General features: G+C 65.6%; 11 protein-coding genes. All 11 read right to left on the bottom strand.

What is annotated here, in order from left to right; all coding sequences use genetic code 11:
• Positions 1-187: 187 nt before the first annotated feature.
• Positions 188-850, bottom strand: a complete 663-nt coding sequence (locus tag BQ7391_RS01735) for a CpsB/CapC family capsule biosynthesis tyrosine phosphatase (protein ID WP_075279032.1) — start codon at positions 848-850, stop codon at positions 188-190.
• A gap of 45 nt (positions 851-895) precedes the next feature.
• The gene (locus BQ7391_RS01740) at positions 896-1,762 is read right to left on the bottom strand and encodes a CpsD/CapB family tyrosine-protein kinase (RefSeq protein ID WP_075279033.1); all 867 of its coding nucleotides are present in this window, start codon (positions 1,760-1,762) and stop codon (positions 896-898) included.
• The gene (locus BQ7391_RS01745; RefSeq protein WP_075279034.1) at positions 1,762-2,427 is read right to left on the bottom strand and encodes a YveK family protein; all 666 of its coding nucleotides are present in this window, start codon (positions 2,425-2,427) and stop codon (positions 1,762-1,764) included. The genes BQ7391_RS01740 and BQ7391_RS01745 overlap by 1 nt, the downstream gene beginning before the upstream one ends.
• A gap of 327 nt (positions 2,428-2,754) precedes the next feature.
• Positions 2,755-3,804 carry a PRC-barrel domain-containing protein gene (locus BQ7391_RS01750; protein WP_075279035.1) on the bottom strand — a complete coding sequence of 350 codons (1,050 nt, stop codon included), beginning with the start codon at positions 3,802-3,804 and terminating at the stop codon, positions 2,755-2,757.
• Positions 3,805-3,812: 8 nt separating this feature from the next.
• The gene (locus BQ7391_RS01755; protein WP_075279036.1) at positions 3,813-4,268 is read right to left on the bottom strand and encodes a YtxH domain-containing protein; all 456 of its coding nucleotides are present in this window, start codon (positions 4,266-4,268) and stop codon (positions 3,813-3,815) included.
• 65 nt (positions 4,269-4,333) lie between these two features.
• Positions 4,334-5,305: a cyanophycin synthetase family protein gene (locus BQ7391_RS01760; protein ID WP_075279037.1), complete on the bottom strand. Its 972-nt coding sequence runs from the start codon at positions 5,303-5,305 to the stop codon at positions 4,334-4,336.
• Between the two features lie 77 nt (positions 5,306-5,382).
• Positions 5,383-6,729 (bottom strand): hemolysin family protein, encoded by a 1,347-nt coding sequence (locus tag BQ7391_RS01765; protein WP_075279038.1) that lies wholly within the window; start codon positions 6,727-6,729, stop codon positions 5,383-5,385.
• Positions 6,730-7,194: 465 nt separating this feature from the next.
• Complete coding sequence (locus BQ7391_RS01770) at positions 7,195-8,223, bottom strand: DUF559 domain-containing protein (RefSeq protein ID WP_075279039.1); 1,029 nt, start codon at positions 8,221-8,223, stop codon at positions 7,195-7,197.
• 130 nt (positions 8,224-8,353) lie between these two features.
• Positions 8,354-9,538 carry an FprA family A-type flavoprotein gene (locus BQ7391_RS01775; RefSeq protein WP_075279040.1) on the bottom strand — a complete coding sequence of 395 codons (1,185 nt, stop codon included), beginning with the start codon at positions 9,536-9,538 and terminating at the stop codon, positions 8,354-8,356.
• Positions 9,539-9,677: 139 nt separating this feature from the next.
• Positions 9,678-11,753 (bottom strand): elongation factor G, encoded by a 2,076-nt coding sequence (locus tag BQ7391_RS01780; protein ID WP_075279041.1) that lies wholly within the window; start codon positions 11,751-11,753, stop codon positions 9,678-9,680.
• Between the two features lie 141 nt (positions 11,754-11,894).
• Complete coding sequence (locus BQ7391_RS01785; protein ID WP_075279042.1) at positions 11,895-12,071, bottom strand: type II toxin-antitoxin system antitoxin; 177 nt, start codon at positions 12,069-12,071, stop codon at positions 11,895-11,897.
• Positions 12,072-12,074: the final 3 nt, after the last annotated feature.

The raw sequence follows: 12,074 nt of genomic DNA on the forward strand, positions 1-12,074 counted from the left end.
ATTTGGTCAATCATCAGGCGAGGACAATTGGAATTTCCTTACCGCGTGCGGACGTGAGCGGGGGCACCGTTTGAGCTGCCGGCCACGAGCCGCGGCGCCTTCAATCCTGTCGATGGGGCCTCGCGTCCCACGAGGGGGCCATAGGCCACCATGACGCCGGCGGGCCAAGGCAAGAAATCCGGACCTCTTACGCCCTCATGTGCGCACCCCTCCTCGGGTACTCGCGGACGGCGCGGGCAAGGAGGCGATAGTGCTCTGGCCGATGGGCGTCGCTCGCGATGTAGCGATACAGGTTGCGCTCAAAGAGCTTCTTGGCGGGGCGCTTTTCTCGTCCCAGCCTGCCGCCGGCAATGAAGTCGGCGGACGCCTGAAGCTTGCAGCCCATCCGCACGAGGCGCTCCGCGAGCTCGACGTTGCGCTGCACGGCCCGGTAGCGCTCCGGATGCGCGATGATGACGTCAAGCCCCAGCCCCTGCAGCTCGTAGATGGTGCGCTCGTACTCCCTGAAGTCGCCCTCATCGCACCGGGAGTCCAGCTCGAGGAGAAACTCCCCCGTCTCCTGAAACGCCAGGCGAGGGCCCCACTCTCGCACCCCCAGCCGAACGAGCTTGGCGTGGGCCACCTCAAAGCCCATGCGAACCGGCATTCCCGCCTCTTGGGCGCGCGGCCGGAACTCATGAAAGGCGGACCACATGGCGTCGTAGTCGAAGTACGGGCTGCGCGCGTGGGGCGTGCACACGATGCTCGTCACGCCGGCGGCCCGGGCGGCCTCCACCATGGCGAGGCTCATTGCCATGTCGCGCGCTCCGTCATCGACGCCGGGCAGGATGTGGCAGTGCATGTCCCTCATGCCGTCCTCCCCTCGGTCTCATGTCGGCGCGGCGATGGCCCTGGGCTACTCGTCCTCGTAGCTCCTCGGTTGATAGTGCGTCCCCGCGAGGAACTGCGCCGTGCTGTCGGGAGCGACTCGAGCGTCCTGCGGCAGCGGGCGCAGGCCGGAGTCCTGGGGCCCCGGCGCCGAGGCGAGCTCGGGCTCTGCGGCCGCGCGACTGATGACCGGGGCGTCCAAGTCCTTCTCGCCCGCCCGCGCGGAGCCCTGATCGTAGTAGCTGTAGTAGTAGTCGCCGCGCTTGGTGTCGCAGTAGTTGAGCACGGCACCGATGACGTTGGCCTCCGCCTTGCGAAGCTGGTCATAGGAGGAGATGAGGTCCTCGCGCTTGACAAAGTCCTCGCGCACCACGAGCAGCGTGCCGTCCGCCACCGAGCCGAGCACTGCCGCATCCACGAAGGTGGAAAGGGGCGGCGTGTCAAAGATCACGTAGTCATACGTGCGCCGCAGGCTGTCCACGAAGCGGTGGAAGCGGCGAGAGGAGAAGATGTCCACCGGGTTGGGGATGTGGGGCTCGGCATCCAGGAACCAGAGGCTGGACTTGCCCCCCACGGCAACCACGGCCTCGTCCAGCGCCGCCTGTCCGGAGAGCACGCTGTAGATGCCGTTGCGCGGGTGCGCGCCAAGCACGCCGGCGAGGGTACGGCGGCGGAGGTCGCCCTCGACGATGAGAACGTCCTTGCCGCCCGCGGCGAGGGCGCGGGCGAGCTCGATTGAGATGGTGCTCTTGCCCTCGTTGGGAATGGAGGACGTCACCACGAGGGTCTTGACGGGGTTGTCGACGGATGCGAAGCGGATGTTTGCGACAAGCGTCTTGACCGCGTTCTGGAGGAAGACGGTATCGCTGGTCCCCCTATTGGAGCGCCTGGGCATTATCGGCCCCCCTTCATGGTTGGTATGCGGCCGATCACGGGGATGCCGAGGAGCTCCTCGACCTCCTCCTGGCTACGGACGCGCGTGTTGAGCATGTCTGCGACCACCACGATGGCGATGGCCGCGAAGAGGCCGGCCATGAGGGCCACGGCAACGTAGAGAGGGCGGTTGGGGCCGCTGGGGCTCTCAGGCGCCTGGGCCTGGTCGATGGCGTTGACGCTCTCGATGCTCATGACCTCCTGGGCGATCGCCGACACGCGCTCGACCATGGTGTTGGCGATGTTGGCGGCGGTCTGCGGGTCGGGACCCGTGACGGAGAGGCCGACGACGCGCGAGGTGGTCTCGCTGGTCACGGCGATGTCGTAGCCGTTCAGGTTCTCAAGCCCAAGGTCGGCCGCCGTCTCGTTCTTGACGCGGTCGCTCGTGAGCAGCGTCGAGACGTCGTTTGAAATCATCTGGGAGGCGTTGAGGTCAGTCGAGAGGTTGTTGCTCGTGGCGCTGCCGTCCTGCTGCATGGCCAGGACGTACATGTTGGTGGAAGCGGTATAGGTGTTCCCCATGAAGAGGTATGCGTAGGCACCCATGGCGACGGCACATGCGAGCGGCAGCGCAATCACGAGCCTAAGGTGCTTTTTCAGCAGCTGGAGCAGTTCAAGCAGGGTCATCGCGGGCCCGGTCTCCTTTCATGTGCGGGGGCATGAGCCCACCGCTCGGCTGGGGCCGCGCGAGGCATTGCTGCCGCCTCCAACAGACCCCCTCCCCCATTTTCACATCTATCTACTCTAACCTTATGGGAGGGGGAAGGTCGACATCATTTGTATGGTTTGGGGCTTTGCATACGGTTTCTTAACAGGGCTATGCGTCATTGCGCATTACGCGGGCCTGTCGGCAAATGAGGGCGCGCCCCGCCCGACGCTCGCCTGCGAACGTCATGGCTCGCGGTGGGTCATCTGGCAGGGCGCACTTATGAGCTGGGCATTGGGCCCGCTGAGCTATCGGCCCTTGCTCGCCTTGTCGAACTCATCCTTGAAGGAGCCGAACATCTTGCCGAGCGAGCCGAGCTGCTTGCCTGCGGCGCGGGCCACCTTGTCGCCGGTGGTGGGCTTCTTTGGCGCCGCCTTCGCGGCCGGCTTCTTGGGGGCAGCCTTCTGGGTCGGCGCTGCCGCAGGGGCAGGCTGCTCGGGGGCTGGGCGATACGTCTTGGGGGCGGGCCGGTCGACGGGCGCTGCGGCCACGCGCTCGGGCAGGCCCTCGGCAGGCTTGGTCACGCGCACGTCGACTGCCTCCATGGCGGGCGGCTGAGGGGCTGACTCGTCCCTCTCGCCCTCCTCGTTGGCGTCCTTGATGGCGCGCTGCGCCCTGCCGATCATCTTGCCGAGGGCGAAGGAGCCCTTGTCCACGGCCTCGCCGGCCGCGGTGCCGACCTTCTTGCCAACCTCGGCGCCCTTCGCCTTGGCACGGGCATATCCCTCACCCGCCGCACCGGCAAGGCCGCCATCAAGCGCCACGGCGTGACCGCCCGCGTCCACAATCATGCAGCCGTCACGGTAGCCGCGCAGCATGTCCGGCGTGATGACGAAGGAACCGAGAAGGGCGTGCGGCACGCCCCCGTCCGTCGAGGAGAAGCGAGAAACCTCGCCGGTCTTCTCGTTGAACTCTGCGTCTGAGACGTAGCCAAGCGGCTTTCCCTCGACGGTCTTGGCATCCATGCCGGACCAGATGATGCAGGCGTCCCAGTCGAGGTCGAGGCGGCGGATGGCGGCGTCATCGAGGCCGTCCTCCGGGCGGGTGACGGTGACGGTGCCATCCGAGGCGAGCTCGAACGAGTCAAGCGCAACGAAGGCGTCATCGCGCTTGATGACGCCGGCGACGTCCGGGCGTTTGACGAGCATGCCCACGACGCTTCTCCCATCAGGAGAGAAGACCGCGTTGTGGACCTTGCCGAGACGCTGGAGACGCTCGGTTACGGTGCCGTCCTTCTGGGTCTTGGGCTTCTTGGGAGCGAAGACCCTGAGGCCGACGAGCTGGCTGACTTTGAGCACGGGCGGCCCTAGATCGCGGGAATCTCGTCGTCGTCCTCGGCGTCGACGACCTCGACGTGCACGGCCTCGGCGGGGGCGGACTCGGGGGTGATGTCGTCGGCCATGGCGGCGACGCGGTCGCTCACGGAGGAGACGGCATCGCTCACCTGGGAGGAAGCGTCGGCGACAGCGTTTGAGAGAGACTCGCGAAGCTGGTCCATGCGCTCGCGGGCGAGGTCGACCTTGGCGCGAAGCTCGTCGGTCTTGGCGTCGACGGTGGGGCGGAAGTCGTTGATCTTGTCGTTCACGGCGCTGGCGCCGCGCTCGTAGGTGTCAACGGCGGAGTCCCAGGCGTCGTTCATGGCGTCGGCAGCCATGGCACGGCTCTCGGCGCCGGAGCGCGGGGCGAGCATGAGGCCAGCGATGACGCCGGCGCCGGCGCCCACGATGCTGCCGAGGACAAAGCCGATGGTCTTCTTGTTCATGTCTTCCTCCTGTCGGTTTGTGCTATGCAGGGCGCGCGTGCTGCGCCGAATTGCGTCTGGTCGTGCTAGCGAACGAGGTGCGGGCGCGGGGCGTCAATGAGGTCCCAGGGATCCGCAGGCTTGGCAGGCTCGGGCTCCGGCTCAGAATCGGGATCGGGTTCCGGTTCCGGCTCCGGCTCCTCGGCCGCCTCCCCCGGCTCCGGGGACGGGACGGGGTCCTCATACGGCTCGGGAGCTTCCGGCAGGGGCCTCCCGTCCTCGATGGGCTCAGGTCCCTCCTCAACCGCCGGCTGAGGCTCGGGCTCCGCCTTGGGCGCGGCGTCGGCAGGCATGAGATCGGAGATTGGACGCATGACGGTGGTCTCACCCGGCCCCTCGGGCGCGGGCTCAGACTCGGCCGCGAGCTCAACCGGCTCCTTCTCGGGCCACGCCGGAACGGGCCCGGGCTCGGGCTCCTGGAAAGATTCTGCGGTCGCAAGGTCGGAATCCCCCTCGGCGGCAGATTCGGGCTCGGACTCGATGCCCCTCTCAGTCGGGGGGTCGGGCTCCGGGGAGCCCCCGTCCTTCTCGTCCAGGCTCTTAACGAGGGCGACCAGGCCCTCAACGGTAGCGGGCACGTCCGGCCTGGGCTCACCCGCTCCGGAGAACGCCCATTGGAGAATCCAGACCGCACTCGAGAGAGCGCCGGCCACGAGCACGTCATCCGAGCAGGCGAGCGTGATCTGATAGAGGCGATCGTCCAGCTGCGTAGTGCGACCGCTTGAGATGTCACCGGCGATGTCCGTCTGCGCAAGGAGCTCAACGGTCACGTGCTCGAGCAGGTGCGCGAGCTCGGTGTTGCCAGCGACCTCGGTAAAGCGCTCGGAAGAGTCCCCGAGGCAGATGTGGTCAACGAGTCCGGGCAGGAGGTCAAACACGTGGGCGGTTGCCTCGATGTCGTCGCTCGTCATGACAGGAGCGCTCGGGGCAAGGGCAACCACGGCCTCGAGGTTCCTCGGACCGACCGTCACCTTCCGGATGTCAAAGAGCTGGGCCATCGAGCTCCCTCCCTCGGTCCGCGCGGGACGCGGCGACTGTGATTCACCCATTGTAGTGAAACTCGGCGGAAGAGGCCCTACTCCTTCGACGAGTCGACGTTCTCCTCAGTCTCAGCGTTCTCCAGGTCCCCCTCGGCGAGCGGCTCGGGGGCAATGACGCGGAGCATGGAGAGCCGGCGACCGCGCATAGACTGCACGCGGAACTGATAGCCGTCCTTCTCGATGACGTCACCAGGGCGCGGGAGCTTGTCGGCGAGCTCGAGCACGAAGCCGGCGACGGTCTCGTACTCCTCGTTGTCCTCGATGGGCCAGCCAAGTTCGATGGCGTCATCGATGGAGAAGCGGCCGTCGACGAGCCACTCGCGGTCGGAGAGCTGCGTGAGGTACTTGTTGTCGGGGTCGAACTCGTCCTCGATCTCGCCGACGACCTCCTCGACGATGTCCTCGATCGTGATGATGCCGGCCGTACCGCCATACTCGTCGACGACGATGACCATCTGGTCATGGCTTGACTGCATCTCGGACAGCAGCGGGATGATGTCCTTGGTGTCGGGCACGTAGTCGGCGGTGCGGACGTGAGCGGCGACGGCATCGGAGCCACGGCCGTCATCGAGGATGGGGCTGATAAGGTCCTTGATGTGCGCGATGCCCACGATGCGGTCAACGGAGTCGTGGTAGATGGGGATGCGCGAGTAGCCGGTACGGCGCATGACGGTGAGGACCTCGGAGAGCGTGGAGGTGTCCTCCATCGCCGTCATGTCCACGCGAGGGACCATGACCTCGCGGGCAATGGTGTCGCCGAGGTCGATGACCTCGTGGATCATGGACTTCTCCTGATCCGTAAGCTCGTCGGCGTCCGTCACCATGTACTTGATCTCCTCCTCGGAGACGCCCTCGCGCTCGTCGGCGGAGGCGATACCCAGAAGGGCGGAGAGGCCGTTGGCGGACTTGGAGGTCAGCCAGACGAAGGGGCGCGCGACGTGCATGAACGTGCGAATGACGCCCGAGACCGACTTGGCGACGCCCTCTGAGTCCGCAAGCGCGATGCGCTTGGGGACGAGCTCGCCGACCACGATGGAGAGGTAGGAGACGGCGAGCGTGATGATGACGGGGGCGAGCGGCTGGGCGATGGCCTCCGGCATGCCGAGGCTCATGAACCAGCTGCCGAGCGGATCGGAGAGGCTCGTGCTGGCGAAGGCCGAGGAGGCAAAGCCGACGAGCGTGATGGCAACCTGAATTGTGGCGAGGAACTGGCCCGAGTCGGCGGAGAGCTTCAGGACGGCCTGCGAACGCTTGTCGCCCTCCTCTGCCTCTGGTTCGAGTATCGCTCGCTTTGCGGATACTACGGCAAGCTCCGACGCGGAGAAATAGCCGTTGGCGAGCGTGAGCAGGAACGTGACGACAATACTGATGGCTACGTCCATGCGCGTGTGCGCGACCTCCTTGGTCTTGGGTCAGATACATGCCTCCGGCAGGGACGATGGAGCCATCGGCACAATGGATTGATTCTAGCAGGTCTGGACCGCGCACGCATTCAACGTTATCTGAGGCCTAGGCCGCTGTGCTACGGGTTCTATGGGCGCTCGCGCCGATTTTTCGTCGCGGCGGTCGCCGTGATTTTGCAGTCGGGGGGATAGTGTGAAAAAATCGGCCGTTGCCCTGCAATCAGGTGGATAGTGTGAAGGTTATTGTGGCCTCGCATGCGTATTCAGGAAGGTCTCCGACCCGGCCAAATGGCAAAACGCCTGTTGGCATTTTGCCAACTACTCAGCCGATGCCCCGGAACCCTTCGCACTATCCCCCTGATTGCAGGACGGCCGCAGGTTTTTTCACACTATCCCCCCTGATTGCACGAACCACGCCTCCTCAAACGTGACAAATGGACACGACTAGATGACCGAACCCGTATATGGGTGCTCCATCTCGTGCTTTGCGGTCTCCTCGCTCACGGGGCCGAACAGCTCCTCCCTCAACCGCCTCCTGCAATCGAGCATATGCTGGGACGCGGGCCGTCTGTAGATGCCAAGAGTCTGAGCGAGCTGTGTCATGAAGCTGTTGAGCTCGTCGTTCGTTTTCAGGACGTCGTTCATGAGCCTCATGACGTGATAGCCCTCGCTCTCGAAGGCGCGCCGACGACGCTCGTCGCGGTTCATAGCCGATGGCCCCCGGTGATACTTTTGGCTTTCATATTCAAGCATCACCTTCCTGTCGGGCCAGTAGAAGTCTGGTTTGAGCGCGTCTGATCCCACGATAGCCCCCAGATGGCTGGAGAGCCTGATTGAGGGGTTCATCACAAAGCCGGAAAGGCCGAAGCCGCCCATCGAGCGGGGCATCATGAGAATGATTGCGACGTCGGTCTCGCGCGGGGAGTTGGAGTTCGGAACAACGTACCTGAGGGCGTCGGCCGCGATTCTTGACCCGCGCGTACGGGTCGCACGGCACGACCGGGCATATCCCTTGAGCTCGCCAAGGTCGAGCAGCGGATGAAGGTCCTGGACCACATCCGACCCCTGGCCCGCCTCGAAGCCGTAGGTCCCCGTCATCTCGTATGCGATGCGCGCAAGCTCGACCGGTATCGACCCACGGGCGAGCTGAACCAGGACGGCGGGCATCCGACAGATCGCGATGTCATCGTCAATAAAGAAGAGGCTCTTCGGCGGCAGAGGGGCGGCGCACGAATGCGCTCTGATAATCGGGCTTCTCATGCGTGTCTCGACCTTTGACGCAACGACGTCTATCGGGGCCTCGGTGCCGAGCAGCTCGATCGCACGGCGCGCGAGGGAGGTCGGGCTCTGAGGCAGACGGCCGTACGTCCTGCCCACCACCTCAGGCTCTTGGAGGCTGCTTGAGGCGACCCTCGCCGCGCGCCAGAACTCAAGCGCAGTGTTATACCCGATTATCAGCATCTGCTCAGCCATATATCATCCATTCCATGTTAGAAATACAGGTTAACTATATAGGATTTGCTGAGCATACTAATATGAAAGAAACCGCCCGGAAGCGGAGTCGCTCCCGGACGGTCGTTCTTCTTGCCTGATGACTGCGAGTCTACGCCGTGAGCTCCTTCACGGCCTCGGTGGCAGCGGTCAGCTGCTCGTCAGAGGGGATCCAGTTGATGGCAAGGGTCTTCACCGGCATCTGGAAGCCCGCGGCCTCAAGCTCCTTGGCCACGTTGTTGGGGCCCATCGGCGCCCACCCGTAGGAGCCGAAGGCCAGGCCCACGCGGTTCTCGTTCTTGGGCGAGAGGCCCTTCATGTACGTGAGGAAGCTGGCAACCGTGGGCAGCATCTGGCTGTTGAGCGTCGGGGAGCCCACGCACACGTACTTGCAGTCCATAAAGACGTCCATAACGTTGGAGATGTGGTTCTCCTTGAGGTCCATGAGCTGCGCCGAGATGCCCGCTGCGAGGAAGCCGTCCACGAGCGCCCGGGCGATCTTCTCGGTGGAGTGCCACATGGAGTCGTATACCACGAGCGCGCGCTCCTGGACCTCGCCGGAGACGAAGCCCTCGTAGGCGGAGAGGATGTCCTCGACGTGGCCGCGCCAGATGACGCCGTGCGCCGGGCAGATCATATCGAGCGCGTCCGGGCCGAGGCCGCGCACCGCCTTCACGGCCGCGGTGGCCTGCGCGCGGTAGGGCTGCACGATGTTGGCGTAGTACTTGTGCGCCTGGTGCATGACCTCACAGAGGTCGTTCTCATCATCGAAGCGGTTGGAGCTGGCAAAGTGCTGGCCGAAGGCGTCGTTGGAGAAGAGGATCTTGTCGTAGGCGTCATAGGTGACCATGTTGTCCGGCCAGTGGACCATCGGCGTCTGCACGAAGGTCAGCGTGCGCTTGCCGATGCAGAGGGTGTCACCGGTCTTGACGCCATGGTAGCCGAGGTCGCCGAAGTGCGCGGTCATGTTCTTGACACCCTGCGGCGCGGAGCAGTAGATCTCTGCCCCGGGAGCGAGCTCATGAATCACGGAGGTGGAGCCGGAGTGGTCCATCTCGACGTGGTTGGCGATGAGGACGTCGATCTTGGAGGGGTCGATCACCGAGGAGATGCGCTCGAGGAGCTCGTCCTTGAATGTGATCTTGGCGGTGTCGATGAGCGTGACCTTCTCGTCCAGGATGAGGTAGGCGTTGTATGTGATGCCCGCCTCGGTGGTGTAGCCGTGGAACTCGCGGGCGTTCCAGTCGAGCGCGCCGACCCAGTAGACGTCCGGCTTGATCTGAACTGCGGAGAGCATGGTTTCCTCCTGTGCTGTGGGTACGTGTTGGTGCTTCGGCGTCAATCCTAGCAGAACGGGCGGTCGGACCCGTGGGACCGACCGCCCGCGTGGGGGTCACGATGGCAGGGCGTGGAAAAGTGACTGTCCCTTTTCCACGCTACTTCTCGCCGGCGGCGCGGCGGGCGGCGTAGTCCTCCGCCAGGCGCTGCTGGATGTCGTGCGGCACCTGCTCGTAGCCGCTGACCTCCATCTCAAACTCGCCGGTGCCGCGAGAGAGCGAGCGCAGGCGGGTGGCGTAGTCGGTGACCTCGGCGTACGGGACGGTGGCGGAGATGGTGGTCTCGCCTGCCGCGGCGCCGGTGCCGGCCTCCATGCCCTCGACGCGGCCGCGGGATGCGGAGACGTCGCCCATCACGGAGCCGGCGTAGCTCTCGGGCACGGTGATGCGCAGGTGCGCCATGGGCTCGAGAAGCACGGGCTCGGCCTGCGCGACGGCCTTCTGGAAGCCGATGCGTGCCGCGGTCTTGAACGCCATCTCGTTGGAGTCGACCGGGTGGTAGGATCCCTCGTAGACGGCACACTTGACGTCAATCATCGGGTAGCCGGCGAGCACGCCCTCACGCATGGTCTCCTGAACGCCCTTGTCGATGGCGGGAATGAAGCCGCGCGGAATGTGGCCGCCCACGACCTCGTCCACGAACTCGTAGCCGGCGCCCGGGTTGGGCTCGATGCGCAGCCAGCAGTCGCCGTACTGGCCAGCGCCGCCGGTCTGCTTCTTGTGACGGCCCTGGGCGGAGGCCACGCGGCGGATGGTCTCGCGGTACGGGATCTTGAGCGCCACGGTGTGGGCCGTGATGCCCGCGCGGTCCTCAAGGCGGTCGAGAAGGACGCTGACCTGAGCCTCGCCGATGGCGGAGATGACGGTCTGGCCGGTGTCCTCGTCGCGCTCGACCTTGAGGGTGGGGTCGGCGTCCGCGGACTTCTCGAGGAAGGCGTAGAGCTTGCCCTCGGTGCCGCGCGCGTCGGGCTCGATGGCGATGCGATAGAGCGAGTTGGGGAAGCGGAACTCGGCGGCCTCGACCTTGCCGGTGACGGAGAGCGTGTCGCCGGTCATGGCCTCGAGCTTGGGGACCACGACGATGTCGCCAGCGGCTGCGGACTGGACGTCGGTGGTCTCCTTGCCGCACATCTGGTAGAGGTGGCCGAGGCGCTCGGACTTGCGCGTGCGCGCGTTGGTGAGCTCCATGCCCGGCGTGACGGTGCCGGCGAGGACCTTGAGGAAGGAGAGGCGGCCGTTCTGCGGGTCGTTCAGGGACTTGAAGGCAAAGACCACGGGGCGCTCGTCGTCCTCGGAGATGTCGAGCTGCTCGCCGTTCACGAGCGGGATGCGACCAAAGTCGGCCATCGTGGGGAACCATGCCACGGCGGCGTCCATGAAGGAGATGACACCTTCCTCGCGCACGCAGCTGCCGGCAAAGACGGGGACAAAGACGCGGTCGCGGATGGCCTTGGCGAGCAGGCCCTCGAGCTCGTCCTGCGTGACCTCCTCGCCCTCGAGGTACTTCATCATGACCTCGTCGTCAGCCTCCACGACAAGCTCGGTGAGCTGGGCGCGGGCGGCCTCGGCGGCCTCGGCGAACTCGGCGGGAACGTCCTCGACGACGGGCTTGCCGCTCTCCAGGTGGCGCGCCTTCATGTGGACGACGTCGATGATGCCCTTGAAGGCCTCGCCGGAGCCCATCGGAATGGTCACGGGCGCGAGGCTGTTGCCAAAGCGGTCCTGAAGGGCGGACATGGCGACGTCAAAGTCCGCGTCAGGACGGTCGATGCGGTTGACGAAGATCGCGCGCGCGAGGCTCTGCTCCTCGGCGGCGTACCACAGGCGGGTGGTGATGGTGCCCGGGCCCGAGGCGGCGTCGACCATGAAGAGCGCGGTCTCGCACGCGCTCATGGCGGCGTAGGCGTCACCGACGAAGTCGGGGTAGCACGGGGCGTCGAGCACGTTCAGGCGCGTACCATCCCAGATGATAGGGGCAATGGAGGTGGAGATGGAGAAGCCGCGCTCCCCCTCCTCGCCGTCGTAGTCAAGCGTGGGCTTGGTGCCGGCGTGGCCGCCGAGACGGGTGGTACGCCCCGTCAGGTGAAGCATGGCCTCCGCCAGCATGGTCTTGCCCACGCCGCCTTGGCCCACAAGGACCACGTTCTTGACCTTCTCCGCTCCCTTTGCAGCCATAATGCCTCCCTTGGACGGGGTCTGTGCACGATGTGACTCACCTTACCCACGTTTGGTCGCGACGTTGCGCACATATCGGGCAGCGGGCGATAAGAACGGTGAGGGCGCGCGGGGGCGCGAAGGGGACGGGCGTGCGCCAGCTCACTGGTCGTCGCTCTTCTCGTCCTTCTTGGGGAGGCGTCCTGCGCGACGCAGGGCGTCGCGCAGGATCCACTCGACCTGTCCGTTGGCGCTGCGCATCTCGTCCGCGGCCCAGCGCTCAACCGCGGCCCAGACCTCCGGGTCTATACGCAGGGGATATTGCTTGCGGGCCGCCACGTC

Origin of the sequence: Thermophilibacter provencensis, from assembly GCF_900128445.1 — a bacterium.
In the GTDB taxonomy this organism is placed as follows: Bacteria; Actinomycetota; Coriobacteriia; order Coriobacteriales; family Atopobiaceae; genus Thermophilibacter; species Thermophilibacter provencensis.